Origin of the sequence: Streptomyces sp. GbtcB6, from assembly GCF_019091475.1 — a bacterium.
GTDB classification, from domain to species: Bacteria; Actinomycetota; Actinomycetes; order Streptomycetales; family Streptomycetaceae; genus Streptomyces; species Streptomyces hyaluromycini.
In genome coordinates, this window is record NZ_JAGXJL010000100.1 from 1 (window position 1) to 16,849 (window position 16,849).

General features: G+C 70.6%; 16 protein-coding genes and 1 pseudogene. 8 read left to right on the forward strand and 9 right to left on the reverse strand.

Annotation, left to right across the window (positions count from 1 at the left end):
* Nucleotides 1-350 precede the first annotated feature (350 nt).
* Entirely contained in the window at nt 351-1,001 is a 651-nt protein-coding gene (locus tag KVT45_RS53020) for a DNA-3-methyladenine glycosylase (protein WP_217561978.1), read from the reverse strand.
* 139 nt (nt 1,002-1,140) lie between these two features.
* On the opposite strand from KVT45_RS53020, the gene KVT45_RS53025 reads away from it, so the two are divergent.
* The 3 genes from KVT45_RS53025 (at nt 1,141) to KVT45_RS53035 (ending at nt 3,204) form a co-directional block, all read left to right on the forward strand.
* Nucleotides 1,141-1,923 (forward strand): sporulation protein, encoded by a 783-nt coding sequence (locus KVT45_RS53025; protein ID WP_217561980.1) that lies wholly within the window; start codon nt 1,141-1,143, stop codon nt 1,921-1,923.
* A 65-nt stretch (nt 1,924-1,988) separates the two neighbouring features.
* Complete coding sequence (locus KVT45_RS53030; RefSeq protein WP_217561982.1) at nt 1,989-2,528, forward strand: YbhB/YbcL family Raf kinase inhibitor-like protein; 540 nt, start codon at nt 1,989-1,991, stop codon at nt 2,526-2,528.
* Nucleotides 2,529-2,694: 166 nt separating this feature from the next.
* Nucleotides 2,695-3,204, forward strand: a complete 510-nt coding sequence (locus tag KVT45_RS53035) for an HNH endonuclease (protein WP_217561984.1) — start codon at nt 2,695-2,697, stop codon at nt 3,202-3,204.
* A gap of 108 nt (nt 3,205-3,312) precedes the next feature.
* Here the strand turns inward: KVT45_RS53035 and KVT45_RS53040 are convergent, their stop codons facing one another.
* From KVT45_RS53040 to KVT45_RS53050, 3 genes are all read right to left on the reverse strand, one after another.
* Entirely contained in the window at nt 3,313-4,257 is a 945-nt protein-coding gene (locus KVT45_RS53040; RefSeq protein ID WP_217561985.1) for an SPFH domain-containing protein, read from the reverse strand.
* A gap of 130 nt (nt 4,258-4,387) precedes the next feature.
* On the reverse strand, nt 4,388-4,819 hold the full coding sequence (locus tag KVT45_RS53045; RefSeq protein WP_217561987.1) for an NfeD family protein: 432 nt from the start codon (nt 4,817-4,819) through the stop codon (nt 4,388-4,390).
* 71 nt (nt 4,820-4,890) lie between these two features.
* Complete coding sequence (locus KVT45_RS53050; protein WP_089107843.1) at nt 4,891-5,682, reverse strand: ABC transporter ATP-binding protein; 792 nt, start codon at nt 5,680-5,682, stop codon at nt 4,891-4,893.
* A 150-nt stretch (nt 5,683-5,832) separates the two neighbouring features.
* On the opposite strand from KVT45_RS53050, the gene KVT45_RS53055 reads away from it, so the two are divergent.
* Nucleotides 5,833-6,618: a hypothetical protein gene (locus tag KVT45_RS53055; protein WP_217561990.1), complete on the forward strand. Its 786-nt coding sequence runs from the start codon at nt 5,833-5,835 to the stop codon at nt 6,616-6,618.
* On the opposite strand, the pseudogene KVT45_RS53060 reads toward KVT45_RS53055, so the two are convergent.
* From KVT45_RS53060 to KVT45_RS53075, 4 genes and pseudogenes are all read right to left on the reverse strand, one after another.
* Nucleotides 6,615-6,779, reverse strand: a pseudogene (locus KVT45_RS53060) (chaplin family protein); the annotation flags it as partial. The gene KVT45_RS53055 and the pseudogene KVT45_RS53060 overlap by 4 nt on opposite strands.
* A gap of 99 nt (nt 6,780-6,878) precedes the next feature.
* The gene (locus tag KVT45_RS53065) at nt 6,879-7,127 is read right to left on the reverse strand and encodes a chaplin (RefSeq protein ID WP_089107841.1); all 249 of its coding nucleotides are present in this window, start codon (nt 7,125-7,127) and stop codon (nt 6,879-6,881) included.
* Nucleotides 7,128-7,297: 170 nt separating this feature from the next.
* Nucleotides 7,298-7,939 (reverse strand): response regulator transcription factor, encoded by a 642-nt coding sequence (locus KVT45_RS53070; RefSeq protein ID WP_217561994.1) that lies wholly within the window; start codon nt 7,937-7,939, stop codon nt 7,298-7,300.
* Nucleotides 7,932-9,077, reverse strand: a complete 1,146-nt coding sequence (locus KVT45_RS53075) for a GAF domain-containing sensor histidine kinase (protein ID WP_217561996.1) — start codon at nt 9,075-9,077, stop codon at nt 7,932-7,934. The genes KVT45_RS53070 and KVT45_RS53075 overlap by 8 nt, the downstream gene beginning before the upstream one ends.
* A 224-nt stretch (nt 9,078-9,301) precedes the next feature.
* Between KVT45_RS53075 and KVT45_RS53080 the strand changes: the two genes are divergently transcribed.
* The 3 genes from KVT45_RS53080 to KVT45_RS53090 all read left to right on the forward strand — a co-directional run bounded on the left by KVT45_RS53080 (nt 9,302) and on the right by KVT45_RS53090 (nt 12,161).
* Nucleotides 9,302-9,997 carry an SDR family oxidoreductase gene (locus KVT45_RS53080; protein ID WP_217561998.1) on the forward strand — a complete coding sequence of 232 codons (696 nt, stop codon included), beginning with the start codon at nt 9,302-9,304 and terminating at the stop codon, nt 9,995-9,997.
* On the forward strand, nt 9,994-11,076 hold the full coding sequence (locus tag KVT45_RS53085) for an S-adenosylmethionine:tRNA ribosyltransferase-isomerase (protein WP_217562000.1): 1,083 nt from the start codon (nt 9,994-9,996) through the stop codon (nt 11,074-11,076). The genes KVT45_RS53080 and KVT45_RS53085 overlap by 4 nt, the downstream gene beginning before the upstream one ends.
* Before the next feature lie 296 nt (nt 11,077-11,372).
* Nucleotides 11,373-12,161, forward strand: a complete 789-nt coding sequence (locus KVT45_RS53090; RefSeq protein ID WP_217562002.1) for a transglycosylase SLT domain-containing protein — start codon at nt 11,373-11,375, stop codon at nt 12,159-12,161.
* 86 nt (nt 12,162-12,247) lie between these two features.
* Here the strand turns inward: KVT45_RS53090 and KVT45_RS53095 are convergent, their stop codons facing one another.
* Nucleotides 12,248-14,794: an FHA domain-containing protein gene (locus tag KVT45_RS53095; RefSeq protein ID WP_254648668.1), complete on the reverse strand. Its 2,547-nt coding sequence runs from the start codon at nt 14,792-14,794 to the stop codon at nt 12,248-12,250.
* 232 nt (nt 14,795-15,026) lie between these two features.
* Between KVT45_RS53095 and KVT45_RS53100 the strand changes: the two genes are divergently transcribed.
* Nucleotides 15,027-16,849, forward strand: a 1,823-nt coding sequence (locus tag KVT45_RS53100; RefSeq protein ID WP_254648669.1) for a streptophobe family protein, incomplete at its 3' end; no start/stop codon positions are given.

Sequence of the window (16,849 nt, forward strand, 5' to 3'; positions counted from 1 at the left end):
AGATCTTTTCTCGACCCGATTTCCTCGGTGCTTTCCAGGTTCCCGCTCTCGCGTTTCCCTTTCCGGCGGTTCCGACTTTATCAGATCCTTTCGGCGTCCGATTCCCGGTCGGCGGGATTGTCTTTGGCTTTCCGGCTTGCGCCCGTCGGCCTTTCAACATTCACTACGTTAGCCGATTCCCGCCGGGACTCATAATCGAGTCCCACGAGTTCGAATTCGGGCATGCGGGCATGCCGAAATCGACCCCGCCAGGGGAAGTCGTAGGTAGTGGGTGGCCGCTTCCGGCTGCTGGCGATTGCCGTACCCGGTTCAAGCGGCTCGGGCTACATTACGCACCTTCCAGGGACGCGTCAACTTGAGCGGCGCCTGGGTACATGGGCCCGATAGGGGCTCACTGTGGGGTCGTTGGCGACCCAGTAGCGCCAGGGATGGGCGTCGCCATTGCCGCCCTCGCCGGCGACTCCGGTGCGCGGACCGCTGCGTACCTGGTCGGAGGGTACGGGGGTGCCGGTCAGTATCCGCAGCGGTGTCTCGCCGGCGGCACACGCGTCCGTGCCGTCCAGGGCTCGGTCGACACCCAGGGCGGTGGCCAGGCGGGCCGGCCCTTTGGCCAGTTCCCTGTCATATCGGGCTGAAAGTCGACGTTTGCGGGCGAGCTCGGCGCCCTCGATGATCTCGCCGGCGCGGAGCAGGACCGCGCTCGCAGTGCCCTCGGGACCGCAGACGAGGTTCATGCAGAACCACATGCCGTAGGTGAAGTAGACGTACACACGTCCGGGCGGACCGAACATCACGTCGTTGCGGGGGGTGTGGCCGCGATAGGCGTGCGAGCCGGGGTCGTTCGGGCCGTCGTACGCCTCCACCTCTGTGAGGCGCACCGCGATCGGACCGTCCGGGGTGGTGCGGACGAGGACGCGGCCCAGGAGGTCGGGGGCGACCTCCAGTACAGGGCGGTCGAAGAAGGTTCTGGCGAGTGGCGTACGGTCCGGGGGCGCGATCATGGCGACCGAGCGTAGTCCAGTCCGGCTACGCCAAGGGCTGGTCAAGGATTCGTCTGCTTGCCAGGGTGTGGGCCGGAACCGGTCGTGACCGGATCGCGTTTGTAGGGATCAAGGGTCCGTACGTAGTAGAGGGAGAGTCATGGGGTTCAAGAAGCTGCTCGCGAGCCTGGGTGCCGGCGGGGCGTCCGTCGAGACGGTGCTCACCGAGGTGAACGTCGTACCGGGCGGCGTCGTCCAGGGCGAGGTGCGGATCCAGGGCGGCTCGGTGAACCAGGAGATCCAGGGGCTGTCCGTGGGTCTCCAGGCTCGGGTCGAGGTGGAGAGCGGCGACGAGGAGTACAAGCAGAACATCGGCTTCGGCAAGGTGCGGCTCGGCGGTGCCTTCGAGCTTCAGGCCGGGGCCGTGCACGCGGTGCCGTTCGGGCTGGAGATTCCGTGGGAGACGCCCGTCACGATGATCGACGGGCAGGCGCTGCGCGGGATGAACATCGGGGTGACGACCGAGCTGGAGATCGCGCGCGCCGTCGACTCCGGGGATCTGGACCCGATCAACGTGCATCCGCTGCCGGCGCAGAAGGCGATCCTGGACGCCTTCATCCAGCTGGGCTTCCGCTTCAAGCACGCGGACCTGGAGAAGGGGCACATCCGGGGGACGCGGCAGACGCTGCCGTTCTACCAGGAGGTCGAGTTCCACCCGCCGACGCAGTACCGGGGGCTGAACCAGGTCGAGCTGAGCTTCGTGGCGGACGCGCACGCCATGGACGTCATCCTCGAAATGGACAAGAAGCCGGGGCTGTTCAGCGAGGGCAGCGACACGTTCCGCTCGTTCCAGGTGGGTCTGCACGACTTCCACGGGACCGACTGGGCGGGTTATCTCAACCAGTGGCTGTCCGAGGTCGGCAGCAAGCGCAACTGGTTCTAGGCTCGGGAACTGCGGATTCCGTAACGGGTTCCGTAATCGATCAGTACCGATCAGGAGGTACCGAGGTGACCGAGCTCAAGCGGCGGCCTCTCCCCCATGACTTCCATCCGCCCGTCCCGTCGTTCACGGTGACGAGCGAGGACATCGAGGAAGGGGCGACGCTCAAGGACGCTCAGGTCTACGCCAAGGGCAACACCTCGCCGCAGCTGCGGTGGGAGGGCTTCCCGGCCGAGACCAAGAGCTTCGCCGTGACCTGCTACGACCCGGACGCCCCGACGGGCAGCGGGTTCTGGCACTGGACCCTGTTCGACATCCCGGCCTCGGTGACCGAGCTGCCGGCGGGTGCGGGCGGCGGCAAGTTCGAGGGGCTGCCCGAGGGCGCGGTGCAGGTGCGCAACGACTACGGGTCGAAGGACTTCGGCGGTGCCGCGCCGCCGCCCGGGGACGGGCCGCACCGGTACGTCTTCACGGTGTACGCGGTGGACCAGGAGAAGCTCGGTCCGGACGCCGATGTGTCGCCTGCCGTCGTCGGGTTCAACCTGCGCTTCCACGCGATCGCGCGTGCGCAGCTCATCGGGGAGTACGAGAACCCCGAGCAGGGCTGACGCGGTTCGCGAAATCAGCTGAGCGTTCATTGAACGTTTGCCCGCCTCTGGTCATGGAAGTGATCAGGGGCGGGCAGTTTTTATTGCGTTGTCCATCTCGGCGCGCCCGTCCAGAGTTGATCCAAGCCCGCCGGGGGTGGGCAGGTGCACATGGGAGGTGGGCTGGATGCGTGACACGCTGGTGCTGAACGCGAGCTTCGAGCCGCTGTCTACGGTGACGTTGAACCGCGCCGTTGTTCTGGTGCTCCAGGACAAGGCCGTCGTCGAGCAGGCCCACCCCGAACTGCGCATGCGCGGTGCGGATGTGGACATACCCGCGCCCCGGGTGATCAGGCTGTGCCGTTATGTACGGGTGCCGTTCCGGAGACAGGCGCCCTGGTCGAGGCGGGGGGTGCTGGTCAGGGACCGGCACCGGTGCGCGTACTGCGGGCGGCGGGCGACGACTGTCGACCATGTGGTGCCTCGGGCACAGGGCGGTCAGGACTCTTGGCTGAACACGGTGGCCTCGTGCGCGGAGGACAATCACCGGAAGGCGGACCGGACGCCGGAGCAGGCGGGGATGCCGTTGCTTCGGGGGCCGTTCGAGCCTTCGCCGCAGGATGCGATGCTGCTGGCTATGGGGGCCGAGGATTTGGCGGCGTTGCCTGAGTGGCTGGCGGGAGATGTCGCCGCCTAGTCGTGTGCCTGGCCGGTCCCGTCGTGCGGCTGCGGCCGCGTTGTGGCTTGTCGCGCAGTTCCCCGCGCCCCTTACCGGGGTGCGGGGAACCTTTGTTTTCCGGAACCGTCAGTCGATGTTCGGCTTCTCGCGGCGTTCCTGTGCCGGGACGTTGCCGCCGCTGTTCGAACCGCCGCCCAGGTTGCCGAAGTTGCCCATCGCGCCGGAGAGGCCCTTGAGGGCGTCGCCGATTTCGCTGGGGACGATCCAGAGCTTGTTGGCGTCGCCCTCGGCGATCTTCGGGAGCATCTGGAGATACTGGTAGGAGAGGAGCTTCTGGTCCGGGTCGCCGGCGTGGATCGCCTCGAAGACCGTACGGACCGCCTGGGCCTCGCCCTCCGCGCGGAGCGCCGCCGCCTTGGCCTCGCCCTCGGCGCGCAGGATCTGGGACTGCTTCTCGCCCTCGGCGGTGAGGATCGCGGCCTGGCGCGTGCCTTCCGCGGTGAGGATCGCGGCGCGCTTGTCACGGTCGGCGCGCATCTGCTTCTCCATCGAGTCCTGGATGGAGGTGGGCGGTTCGATCGCCTTGAGCTCGACGCGGTTGACGCGGATGCCCCACTTGCCGGTGGCCTCGTCGAGGACGCCGCGCAGGGCCGCGTTGATCTCCTCGCGGGAGGTCAGGGTGCGTTCCAGGTCCATGCCGCCGATGATGTTGCGGAGCGTGGTGACCGTCAGCTGCTCGATCGCCTGGATGTAGCTGGCGACCTCGTAGGTGGCCGCGCGGGCGTCCGTCACCTGGTAGTAGATGACGGTGTCGATGTTCACCACCAGGTTGTCCTGGGTGATCACCGGCTGCGGCGGGAACGGTACGACCTGTTCACGCAGGTCGATGCGGTTGCGGATGGTGTCGATGAACGGGACCACGATGTTGAGGCCCGCGTTCAGTGTCCGCGTGTAGCGGCCGAAGCGCTCGACGATGGCGGCGCTCGCCTGCGGGATGACTTGGATCGTCTTGATCAGGGCGATGAAGACCAACACCACCAGAATGATCAGGACGATGATGACCGGTTCCATCGTCGCTCCCCGTACCCTTCTCCGCCTCGGCGCTTCGGAAGATCTTATGGTTGTTGAAGATCTTGCTGGATGAGTCTGACAGACGCACGCGCAACTCGGGGACTCTTCTGTTCAGTTGAGTCTTACGAGGTCAGATGACAATCGCCGTGGCCCCCTCGATCTCCACGACGTCCACTTCCTGGCCCACTTCGTAGGCCCGGTCCGGGTGGAGGGAGCGCGCCGACCAGATCTCGCCCGCGAGCTTGATCCGTCCGTCCGCGCCGTCGACGCGTTCGAGTACGACGGCTTGTTTGCCCCTCAGGGCGTCGACTCCGGTGGCGAGTTGGGGCCGCTGGGCGGCGTGCCGGTTGGCGACGGGCCGTACGACGGCGATCAGCGCGACCGAGACGACGACGAAGACGAGTACCTGGAACACGACGCCCGCGCCGAGTCCGGCGGTACCGGCGGCGGCCACGGCGCCGACCGCGAACATGCCGAACTCCGGCATTGCGGTCACCACGAGCGGAATTCCGAGCGCCGCCGCGACGACGAGCCACCACACCCATGCGTCGATGCTGTTCACATAGTCATGGTACGGCCGGGGGTGCCGACCCCGACAGAGCGCTTTGCCGGGTCAGGGCCCGTCAGAACCCGTCAGGACAGGGGCAGTCCATGGGCGGTCCAGCGGTCGCCGAGCTGCTCGACGACCAGCGGGAGGCCGAAGCAGAGGGAGAGGTTGCGGGAGGTGAGTTCGAGCTCCAGCGGGCCGGCGGCGAGGATCTTGCCCTGGCGGATCATCAGGACGTGGGTGAAGCCGGGCGCGATCTCCTCGACATGGTGGGTGACCATGATCATGGAGGGGGCGATCGGGTCCCGGGCGAGCCGGCCGAGGCGGCGGACCAGGTCTTCGCGGCCGCCGAGGTCGAGGCCGGCGGCGGGCTCGTCGAGGAGGAGCAGCTCGGGGTCGGTCATCAGGGCGCGGGCGATCAGGGTGCGCTTGCGCTCGCCCTCGGAGAGGGTGCCGAACTTCCGGTCCACGTACTCGGTCATGCCGAGGCGGTCCAGGAAGGCACGGGCACGCTGCTCGTCGACCTCGTCGTACTCCTCCTGCCAGTGGGCGGTCATGCCGTAGGCGGCGGTGAGCACGGTCTCCAGGACGGTCTGGCGCTTGGGGAGCTTCTCGGCCATGGCGACGCCGGCCATGCCGATGCGCGGGCGCAGGTCGAAGACGTCGACCTTGCCGAGGGTGTCGCCGAGGATGGTGGCGGTGCCCTTGCTGGGGAAGAGGTAGCTGGACGCGACGTTGAGGAGGGTGGTCTTGCCGGCGCCGTTGGGGCCGAGGATGACCCAGCGCTCGCCCTCCTTCACCGACCAGGAGACCTGGTCCACCAGAGCCCGGCCCTCGCGGACCACAGATACGTCCTGAAGCTCCAGAACATCGCTCATGAGCGCGTTGTCTCCCCTTGCAGTGTCGCCGTTCTCGGCTGTCGCGTACGCCTGTGGTCCGGGCGGCGGCGCCGGTGGGCGCAGCCCCTACGAAATCTACGCCACGAGTGCGGCGCTCCATTCCATCGGTCCTGTCCTTAGGGTGGAGGCATGCTCTCGGAACCGCGTTCAGGACGCCTTGCCGCTTGGGGAAATGCCCTTTTGGCCGGACTTGTCTCTCCGGATGACGCCGTGCTCGCCATCGTCGGCGAGGACGCCGTGCATCGGGTCGAGGGGCTGCCGGGTGAGTCCGCTCCGGTCGGGCTCACGCTCGCGCTGGGGCGGCTGCGGACGCTGGGGACGACCGGGCTGCGGGTCGCGCTGCCGGCGCCGGGGCATCCGCTGGGGCTGAGCGGCCCGCCGGAGTTCAATGCGCGGGCGCTGGAGGCCGAGGAGGCCGTGATCTGTCACGGCGCCGCGTTCGGGCTGGTGCCGGAGGTGTACGAGGCCGGGCCCGCCGGTGATGTGCATGTCGAGGTGGTCTGGCACGTGCTGCCGGTGCGGGAGGCGCCGCCGGCCGACGTGCCGTCGCTCGGTGAGGCGGAGCGGGAGCTGGCGGAGGCGCTGCGGGACGCCACCGAGATGCTGTCGAAGCTGGACGTCGCGGGGTCGGGGCCGGTGGCGGAGGCGGCGATCGACGCATACCGGGCGCGGGCCGAGCGGGGGCGGGAGGTACTGGCGCCGGGGTATCCGCCGCGGGCGGTGCGGGTGCTGGAGCTGGCACAGCGGGTGGGGCTGCTGATCTCGCTGGCCCACGAGAACGGGCACGGCGGGGCGGTGAGCGCGTCGGAGATGGCGGGGCGGTCGCTGGCGCTGCGGCCGGTGGAGCGGACGGCCCGGCGGGCGCAGGTCGCGGCGTACAACTCGGTGGTGGAGGAGCGCGAGCGGGGGCGTTAGCCGAGGTGCGGGCTATTCCGCCGGCGTAGCCCTCGACGGTCGCGCCGGTCCTGCCTGTTGACCGCGGTGTTGCCGAACGCCGGGTTCAGGAGGCCGATCACGTTGACGGAGAGACCGCTGACGTCGACCGGGATCCGGGCGACCGGGCCGGAGGCGACGCCCAAGGATCATTAGGACGAAGAGCCGCTGGGCGGAAAAGCCGACCGGCCTTCCGGGGGCGCCCGGAAGGCCGGAGGTCGATGCCGCCGTGCGGCGCGGTCTCAGTGGTTGAGGCCGAGGTTGCCGAAGGCGGGGTTCAGCACGCCGACGACGTTGATGCTGTTGCCGACGACGTTGACCGGAACGTCCACCGGGGCCTGGATGACGTTGCCCGAGACGACACCCGGAGAACCGTGGGCCGCGCCGGCGGCACCGGCGCCGCCGGTGTGGGCGGAGGCCATGCCCGCACCGGCGGCCACGATCCCGCCGGCCACCATCGTCACGGCCGCTGCCTTCTTCAGGTTCTTCACTTCTTGAGCCCTCCCTGGCGATCGCCACGGCGGTCGCCGCGGCACGCACTGAAGAACGGCGGCGGCCGGGAGAGGATGCGCCGTCCGGGTGACATTCCCACGACGGTATGAATCTCAGCCCGGAAGGCGACCCTCCGGGTTGCCGTCGGTGAAGCGTTGCGGAGGGCGTTTCAGCCGGTCACGCCATGGCGAACGGCCCACAGGGCGGCCTGGGTGCGGTCGGCGAGGTCGAGTTTCATCAGGATGTTCGAGACGTGCGTCTTGACGGTCTTCTCGGACAGCACGAGGGCGCGCGCTATCTCGCGGTTGGAACGGCCGTCGGCGATCAGCCCGAGCACCTCGCGCTCCCGCTCGGTGAGCGAACCGCTCCTGCCCTGGCCGGAGTTGGTCTCCTCCTGGGAGAGCAGGGCGCCGGCCACCTCGGGCTGGAGCAGGACGTGCCCGGCATACACCGAGCGGATGGCGGTGGCGAGCGCGTCGGGATCGACGTCCTTGTAGACGTATCCGGCGGCGCCGGCGCGCAGGGCCGGGACGACCGTGCGCTGTTCGGTGAAGCTGGTGACGATCAGCACGCGCGCGGGGTTGTCGAGTTCGCGGAGTCTGCGCAGCGCCTCCACCCCGTCCAGGCCGGGCATCTTGATGTCCATGAGGACGACGTCGGGGCTCAGCTCCTGGACGCGCTCGACCCCCTCCGCGCCGTCGGCGGCCTCGCCGACGACCTCGATGTCGTCCTGGACCTCCAGGAAGGTGCGCAGGCCACGGCGGACGACCTGGTGGTCGTCGACCAGCAGCACCCGGATCGCGTCAGCCACCGGGGACCTCCATCTCGATCGTGGTGCCCTTGCCGGGCGCCGATTCCACGGTCAGTGTGCCGCCGACGCCGCTCGCCCGGTCCCGCATGGAGACCAGGCCGAGGTGGCGTCCGGCACTGCGGGTGAGGTGCGGGTCGAAGCCGCTGCCGTCGTCGGCGACCCGCAGGACGGCGCCGCAGCCGCGCCGGTTCACGGTCACGTCGACGTGCTCGGCCCCGGAGTGCCGCAGGGCGTTGTGCAGGGCTTCCTGGGCGACCCGGAGCAGGGCCTCCTCCTGGGCTGCGGGCAGGGCCCGGAAGCCGCTGGCGGCGAAGGTCACGCGCGCGGTGTGGGCGCGGTCGAGGACCTGGACCTGGGTGCGCAGGGTGGCGACGAGACCGTCCTCGTCCAGGGCGGCGGGGCGCAACTCCACGACGGCGGCGCGCAGTTCTTCGGTGGCCTCGGCGGCGAGCGCGGCCACCTGCTGCAACTCGCCCTTGGCGCGGGAGGGATCACGGTCGACCAGGGCGGCGGCGGCCTGGGCGGTCAGCCGCAGGGAGAACAGCTTCTGGCTGACCGCGTCGTGCAACTCGTGGGCGAGCCGGGAGCGTTCCTCGGCGATGGTCAGCTCGCGGCTGCGCTCGTACAGGCGGGCGTTGGTGAGGGCTATGGCCGCGTGCTGGGCGAGGATGGAGAGGAGTTCCTCGTCCTCGGCGGTGAAGCCGCAACCACCCTGCGGTTTCTGGCAGTTCTTGTTGGCGAGGAACAGCGCACCGATGACCTCGTCGCCGTCGCGGATCGGCAGGCCCAGGAAGTCCGACATCTCGGGGTGGGCCGAGGGCCAGCCCTCGAAGCGGGGGTCCGTGCGGACGTCGGCCAGCCGCTCGACCTTCGCCTCGCGCAGCATCGCGGCGAGGATGCCGTGCTGGCGCGGAAGCGGGCCGATGGCTTTCCACTGGGCGTCGGTGACGCCGTCGACGACGAACTGGGCGAAGCCGCCGTGGTCGTCGGGGACCCCGAGCGCGGCGTACTGCGCGTCGAGCAGCTCGCGGGCGGAGGCGACGATCGTCTTGAGGACGTCGCGCACCTCCAGATGCCTGCTCATGGCCAGCAGCGCGGAGCTCACCGCCGCGAGGCCGGACCGGGGACCTTGACTCATGCCCTCACGGTACCGGCGGGGTCCGACACCGCGGATCGGGCCGACGGCGCAGGGCCCGGACCGGTGGCCGTAGGCCCGGAGACCTAGGGCGCGGGGCCCGGACCGGCGGCGTAGTCCGAAGGACCCCTGCGGGTTGCGGCCCGCGTCCGAGGCGGCCGGGGCGGTCCCCTTCCTACGTTGGAGGCACCGCCGGGCAGGCGGACGGAGCCGAGGGGACGGTTGTCATGCCGGTAGCGATCATCACGGGGGCCTCGAAGGGGCTGGGGCGGGCGCTGGCCGAGGCGCTGGCCGCGCGCGGCTGGGATCTGGTGCTGGACGCCAGGGGCGCAGAGGTCCTCAAGGAGACGGCGGAGGCCGTCGCGGGGCACGGGACGCGGGTGGCGGCGCTGCCCGGCGATGTGACGGACGGCAGGCACCGGGCAGGCCTGGTGGCCGCGGCGTGGGAGCTGGGCGGGGTGGACCTGCTGGTGAGCAACGCCAGCGCGCTGGGCGCCGAGCCGCTGGTGCGCCTGGGCGAGCTGCCGCTGGAGGGGCTGCGCCGGGCGCTGGAGGTGAACGTGGTGGCCGCGCTGGGCCTGGTCCAGGAGGCGCTGCCGCTGCTGCGGGAGTCTGCGGCGGGAGCGGTGGTCGCGATCAGCTCGGACGCGGGCGCCGAGGCGTACGAGACCTGGGGCGGCTACGGCGCCTCGAAGGCGGCCCTGGACCAGCTGGCGGCCGTGCTCGGCGTGGAGGAGCCGGGGCTGCGGGTGTGGGCGGTGGATCCCGGGGACATGGCGACCGACCTGTACGCGGCGGCCGTACCGGACGACGACGATCCGCGGCCGGCGCCGGAGTCCGTCGTCCCGGCGTTCCTGCGGCTTCTGGACGAGCGGCCGGCGAGTGGGCGGTACAGCGCTCCTGCCCTGGTGGAGGAGCGATGACGACCGTTGTGAGGGTGCCGGAGGAGCTGTCCGCGCGGGTGCCGGCCGAGCAGCGCGGGCCGGGTCTGGAGCGGGACGCCGTACGGCTGCTGGTGTCGCGCGGGACGGCGGTGTCGCATCACGCCTTCGCCGAGCTGCCGTGCCTGCTGCGGGCCGGGGACCTGCTGGTGGTGAACACCTCTCCCACCCTGGCGGCCGCCGTGGACGGGCGGGTCGGGCACGCGCGCGTGGTGGTGCACTTCTCCACGCGCGGTGACGACGGACGGTGGGCGGTCGAGCTGCGGGAACCGGACGGGAAGGGGACCACACGCGCGCGTGCGGGCACACCTGCGGGGAGTGAGGTGCGGCTGCCCGGGGGCGTACGGCTGGTCCTGGAGGAGCCGCTGAGCGCGCGGGGCGAGCGGCTGCGGTGGGCTCGGGCCTCGGCGGACGTACGGGGGCTGCTGCGGGAGCACGGGCGGCCCATTCGTTACTCCTATACGGAGCGGGACCAGCCGCTGTCCGTGTACCAGACGGTGTTCGCGCTGCCGCCGGCGGACGGGGCGGGGAGTGCGGAGATGCCGAGTGCGGCGCGGCCCTTCACCGCGCGGCTGGTGGCGGAGCTGGTGAGCCGGGGGGTGCAGTTCGCGCCGGTCACCCTGCATACGGGGGTGTCGTCGGCGGAGGCGCACGAGCCGCCGTACGCGGAACGTTTCGCAGTGCCGGAGGCGTCGGCGCGGCTGATCAACAACGTGAAGGCCGGGGACGGGCGGGTGATCGCCGTCGGGACGACCGCCGTACGGGCCGTGGAGTCGGCCGCCGGGGACGACGGGGTGGTGCGGGCGGCCGAGGGGTGGACGGAGCTCGTCGTGACGCCCGAGCGCGGGGTGCGGGTGGTGGACGGGCTGGTGACCGGGCTGCACGAGCCGGAGGCCTCGCATCTGCTGATGCTGGAGGCGGTCGCGGGGCGGGCCGCGGTCGACCGCAGCTACGAGGAGGCGCTGCGCGGGCTCTACCTCTGGCACGAGTTCGGGGACGTGCACCTCATCCTCCCGGAGGAGAGCCCTCACGCAGAGCATTGCGAGAGCAACTCCCGGTGAGATTCATGTGCGGCCGATGTGAGGCGGCACATAGGGCGCACATCACGTACGAACGGACATAGGAGATAAAGAGGCCCCGCCCGAACGGGACAGACGCTCTAGTCTGTCCCGATTTGCCCCTCCGGGCTCCACTACCGGGGATCGTACGTCACACCTTTGCCACAGCATTTTGCGGCCGCTAAGAATGGCTGCCGTCGCTCAGCACCGCGGGTTCCCCCCGCGGTGTTCGTGCAGGAGGAGCCGGTCTCCCCCGCGGACAACGAGCGACCTCCGCGCTATTCGAAGAGGTCCACGCCATGCCCAAGCACACCCACAGTCCCACGCTGACCAAGCACCACAAGATCGCGCTCGCCGGTGTCGCCACGCTCGGCGCCGCCGCCATCGCCTTCTCCGCCGTGCCCAGCAGCGCCGAGACGATCACGTCCGGTGCCCCCGCGACCGCCGCCAAGGCGGCCTACGGCACCGCGCAGATCACGGACGTCACGGGCAAGGTCACCGACCAGCTGGCCCTCCAGAACGTCAAGGTCGAGGCCATCGCCGCCAAGACGAAGGCCTCCGCCCACCAGCTGCACGTGGCTCACCTGAAGAAGGTCCACGCAGCCCACGTGAAGCACGTCCACGCCGCCCACGCGAAGCACGTCCACGCCGCCCACGTGAAGCACGTCGCCGCCGTCAAGAAGGCCGCCGCGAAGCGCGCCGCCCAGCAGGCCGCGAGCCGGTCCGCGCAGCGCCCGCAGATCCAGCAGGTCGCCGCGAAGACCTACGCCAACAACCTCGACGGCTGGATCCGCCAGGCCCTCGACATCATGAACGCCAAGGGCATCCCGGGCTCCTACAGCGGCCTGCACCGCAACATCATGCGGGAGTCCTCCGGCAACCCGAACGCCATCAACAACTGGGACATCAACGCCATCAACGGCATCCCCTCCAAGGGCCTGCTGCAGGTGATCCCGCCGACCTTCGCCACGTACCACGTCTCCGGCACGTCCTGGAACATCTACGACCCGGTCGCCAACATCACCGCCGCCGCCAACTACGCGGCGCACCGGTACGGCTCGATCGACAACGTCAACAGCGCGTACTGAGGCAGGCGCGGACCTCAGCACCGACACGCCGAAGGGCGGCACCCCATTGCGGGTGCCGCCCTTCGGCGTCGTACGGACCGCGCACGCTACTTGCGCATGACCTCGGGCTCGTGGCGGCGCAGGAAGCGGGCCACGAGGAAGGCACAGATCACGCCGAGGGCGATCAGGGCGATCATGTCCAGGGTCCAGGCGCCGGCGGTGTGCGCCCACAGCGGGTCGTCGGGCTTGCCCTTGCCGGGCGGGGCGATCCTGTTGAAGTCCAGGGTGGCGCCCGCGGCGGCGACGGCCCAGCGCGACGGCATCAGGTACGAGAACTGGTTGACGCCGATCGCGCCGTTCAGGGCGAACAGGCAGCCGGTGAAGACGACCTGGATGATCGCGAACATGACCAGCAGCGGCATGGTCTTCTCGGAGGTCTTCACCAGCGCGGACATGACCAGGCCGAACATCATCGAGGTGAAGCCCAGCGCCATGACCGGCAGACAGAGCTCCAGCAGCGTGAGGTGGCCGAAGACCACGCCCTCGTCCGGGATCGTCCGGCTGGCGAAGCCGATGACACCGACCAGCAGGCCCTGCAGGACCGTGACGATGCCGAGCACGAAGACCTTGGACATCAGGTAGGCGGAGCGGGACAGGCCGGTCGCGCGCTCCCGCTCGTAGATGACCCGTTCCTTGATCAGCTCACGGACGGAGTTCGCGGCACCGGCGAAGCAGGCACCGACGGCGAGGATCAGCAGGACCGTGGTGGCCGTGCCGTTCGGGACGGGCTGCTGGGTAGCCGGATTGATCTCCGTGTTGACCAGCAGGTCCTTGCCCGAGTCGATCAGCAGGCTCACCGAGCCGAGGACGAGCGGCAGGATCACCGTCAGAAGCAGGAAGCCCTTGTCGGAGGCGATCACCGACACGTATCGACGCACCAGCGTGCCGAACTGCGACATCCAGCCCTGCGGCTTGCGCGGCTTCATCGCCTGCATCGGAGGCATCTGTACGGACTGTGGAGCGATCGCGTCGATGTCCGCGGCGTACATCTGGTAGTGCTGCGAGCCCTTCCAGCGGCCCGCCCAGTCGTAGTCGCGGTAGTTCTCGAAGGCGGAGAAGACGTCGGCCCAGGTGTCGTAGCCGAAGAAGTTCAGCGCCTCCTCCGGCGGGCCGAAGTAGGCCACCGCGCCGCCCGGCGCCATCACCAGGAGCTTGTCGCACAGCGCCAGCTCGGCCACCGAGTGGGTGACGACGAGGACCGTGCGGCCGTCGTCGGCGAGGCCGCGCAGCAGCTGCATGACATCGCGGTCCATGCCCGGGTCGAGACCCGAGGTGGGCTCGTCGAGGAAGATCAGCGACGGCTTGGTGAGCAGCTCCAGGGCCACCGACACGCGCTTGCGCTGGCCACCGGAGAGGGAGGTGACCTTCTTCTCCTTGTGGATGTCGAGCTTCAGCTCGCGCAGCACCTCGTCTATGCGGGCCTCGCGCTCCTCGGTCGTGGTGTCGGCGGGGAAACGCAGCTTGGCCGCGTACTTGAGGGCCTTCTTGACGGTCAGCTCCTTGTGCAGGATGTCGTCCTGCGGGACCAGACCGATGCGCTGGCGCAGCTCGGCGAACTGCTTGTACAGGTTGCGGTTGTCGTACAGCACCTCGCCCTCGTTGGCGGGGCGGTAGCCGGTGAGCGCCTTCAGCAGGGTCGACTTGCCGGATCCCGACGGGCCGATGACCGCGATCACGGACTTCTCCGGGACGCCGAAGGAGACGTCCTTGAGGATCTGCTTGCCGCCGTCGACCGTGACGGTCAGGTGGCGTGCCGAGAAGGAGACCTCACCGGTGTCGACGAACTCCTCGAGCCGGTCGCCGACGATCCGGAAGGTGGAGTGGCCGACGCCCACGATGTCGTTCGCGTCGAGCAGCGCGCTGCCGCCCTTGGCGATCGGCATGCCGTTGACGTACGTGCCGTTGTGCGAGCCGAGGTCGCGGATCTCCATGCGGCCGCCGGGCGTGGAGTGGAACTCGGCGTGGTGCCGCGAGACCTGCAGGTCGGAGACGACCAGCTCGTTGTCCAGCGCACGGCCGATGCGCATCACGCGACCGATGGAGAACTGGTGGAACGTGGTCGGGCTGCGGTCGCCGTAGACCGGCGGCGCCCCCGCGCCGCCACCGGAGGCCATCGCCGGGGCGCCCTGCTGCTGCGGGATCACCGGCGGGGCCTGCTGCCAGCCCTGTTGCGGAGCCGCCGGCTGCGCGGCCGACTGCTGCGGAGCCGCCGGCTGGGACCAGCCCGCGCCGCCCGCGCCCTGCGCCGCGAGCGGCTGCTGCTGGGGCGTCGGCTGGGCGACGGCGGCCGCGGCGCCGGAGAGGCTCAGGCGCGGTCCGTCGTTCGCGTTGCCGAGATGGACGGCCGAGCCCGGGCCGATCTCCGATCGCTGGACCCGCTGACTCTGCACGAAGGTGCCGTTTGTACTGCCGTGGTCCTCGATGGCCCAACTGCGGCCGTCGAAGCTGATCGTGGCGTGCCGCCAGGAGACCCTGGCGTCGTCGAACACGATGTCCCCCTGCGGATCGCGTCCGAGGGTGTATGACCTGGACGGATCGAGCGTCCAGGTGCGTCCGTTTGATTCCAGTACGAGTTCCGGCACTCCAAGCCCCATGAGTAGTCCCCCGAGTTACCCCCATCACAGGGAGTCTAGGGATGTCGAACATCGTCGGGAACTATTTCAGGCTCGGCCCTCTGACCGAAAGCCGGGCCTTGTCGAGGCCTCTTACGAGCGCTTCAACTCTTTCCGTTGACGGGGTTGAAACCGGGCCGGAGAGTGGTAATCCACGCGAGGGGGACAAGCGCGACGGAGTGGTCCGGTGCGTCTGCGGATCGGGGGGTCTGCCATGAGTGCTGGTGCGGCTGGTACGGGAGTCGAGCGCGCGAGGCACGGCGTGCGGTTGCCGTGGGCGGACATCCTGTTGTCCGCGATCGCCGCCGTGAGCTGGGCGTTGATCGGTATGGCGGGTACGGCGGCGCTGGGCCTGCATCTGCTGCGGGCCGACGCGGCGGGCTCACTGGGCCCGATGACCGCGGCCGTTGTGGCGCTCGGGGCGGGTGGTTCGGTCACCCCGGACGGAGATCTGTCCGCTTTCGGCCTGAAGGGAGCGGAGGCCACCACGGCCATCGAGATCACGCCACTGGGGGTGAGCCTGGTCGGTGCGCTGCTTTTGTCATGGTTCTTCTTACGGTCCCTGCGCACGGCCGGAGTTGTGATCGCCCCGGCGGAACTGCTGGCCCGCGCGGGCTCGGTGGTGGTGCTGTTCGTGGCGACGCTGGGCGGACTGGCCTGGGCGGGGCACTCCGTGGTGACGATCGACGGCGGTGCGCTCGGCCTGGACAAGCTGCCGGGGGGAGGGAGCGGCGGCGGGCTGAAGATCCCCGGCATCGGTGACATCGGCGGGCTGCTGCCGGACCGCCTCGGCGACCTCGTGAACGCGAACGCGGCGGTCGGCTTCAGCGTGGACACGGCGGCGACCCTGCTCGGCGGTCTCGGCTGGGCGGTGGGCATCCTGCTGATCGCCCTGCTGGCCTCCCGCCGGACTCCGCTGCCGCGCGGCTGGGAGGCGGTGCACCGGGTGGTACGGCCGGCGGCCTCGGCGCTGGTGACGGTACTGCTGGTGGCCGTGGCGGCCGGCTGGGCGGCGGCTGCCTTCGCGGCGATCGGCGACCCGCACCCGGCCCGGATCCTGGGCGCGGCGCTGCTGGGCGCCCCGAACGGCGTCTGGCTGGGTATCCCGATCGGCCTCTTCGTCCCCTTCGACGGCAGGGCCACGGGCGTCCTGACCATGTTCCTGCCGCACCCCCTCGACGAACTCCTGAACTCGAAGTCCGACCAGTCGGTGACCCTGGGCCACCTGGCCGGCCTGGACGGACGGGTGTGGCTGCTGGGGGTCGCGGCGGCGCTGCTGATGCTGCTGGCCGGGGTGTTCACGGCGGTCCGGACCCCGGTGACCGGGACTCCGGCGGGACGCAGGGCCGGCTCGGCCGGGGCGGGGGGCACCGGCGGGCCGGGCTCGCGCTCCGGCGCCCTCGGTTTCGCCGGGCGGTGTGCCGTGCGGCTGGGAATCGCCACCGCGCTCACGCTGCCGTTGCTGGCCTGGCTGACGGATGTGTCGGTGGACGCCTCGCTGTCGGTGCTGGGCTTCGACGCGTTCGGCGCGGGGATCCAACTGCACGGGCAACCGGGTATGGCGTTGCTGCTCGGAGCGGTCTGGGGTGCGGCGGCGGGGGCCGCGGGGGCGCTGCTGGCGTGGGTGACCGGCGCGGCCGGGTCGCGTGCGGCCCCACTGGCACTGGGTGACGCGGGGCACGGCGGGGCCGGCGGCGGGCCTGCCCATCAGGGGGCCGGTGGCGCTCCGGAACGGGTCGGGAGCGAGGCGGGCCCCTATGCGCCGGGGACCCCGTACCGTCCGCCGAACCCGAACACGAACCCTTATCTCCGGGTACCGGAGGAGCTGCGGGAGTCAGGGGGCCGCCGGGGGTCCTGGTCCGGTGGAGCGCAGCGGGCGGCACCGTCGAGTAGTCCCGCCGTCCCGGGCCGTCGGCCGCCGGGCGCACCGCCCCCCGCGGGCGGCGGGCCGCGCGCCGGCGGGCCGCGGGCCCCGGGGGGGGGCCGGGCCGGGGGGAGGGGGGGCCCCTCCGCCCCCCCCCCCCCCCGTTCCGGCGG

Coding starts and splice junctions, on each gene's coding strand:
- KVT45_RS53020 (WP_217561978.1), bottom strand. CDS start 1,001: ATGATCGCGCCCCCGGACCGTACGCCACTCGCCAGAACCTTCTTCGAC.
- KVT45_RS53025 (WP_217561980.1), top strand. CDS start 1,141: ATGGGGTTCAAGAAGCTGCTCGCGAGCCTGGGTGCCGGCGGGGCGTCC.
- KVT45_RS53035 (WP_217561984.1), top strand. CDS start 2,695: ATGCGTGACACGCTGGTGCTGAACGCGAGCTTCGAGCCGCTGTCTACG.
- KVT45_RS53040 (WP_217561985.1), bottom strand. CDS start 4,257: ATGGAACCGGTCATCATCGTCCTGATCATTCTGGTGGTGTTGGTCTTC.
- KVT45_RS53050 (WP_089107843.1), bottom strand. CDS start 5,682: ATGAGCGATGTTCTGGAGCTTCAGGACGTATCTGTGGTCCGCGAGGGC.
- KVT45_RS53055 (WP_217561990.1), top strand. CDS start 5,833: ATGCTCTCGGAACCGCGTTCAGGACGCCTTGCCGCTTGGGGAAATGCC.
- KVT45_RS53075 (WP_217561996.1), bottom strand. CDS start 9,077: ATGAGTCAAGGTCCCCGGTCCGGCCTCGCGGCGGTGAGCTCCGCGCTG.
- KVT45_RS53080 (WP_217561998.1), top strand. CDS start 9,302: ATGCCGGTAGCGATCATCACGGGGGCCTCGAAGGGGCTGGGGCGGGCG.
- KVT45_RS53085 (WP_217562000.1), top strand. CDS start 9,994: ATGACGACCGTTGTGAGGGTGCCGGAGGAGCTGTCCGCGCGGGTGCCG.
- KVT45_RS53090 (WP_217562002.1), top strand. CDS start 11,373: ATGCCCAAGCACACCCACAGTCCCACGCTGACCAAGCACCACAAGATC.
- KVT45_RS53095 (WP_254648668.1), bottom strand. CDS start 14,794: ATGGGGCTTGGAGTGCCGGAACTCGTACTGGAATCAAACGGACGCACC.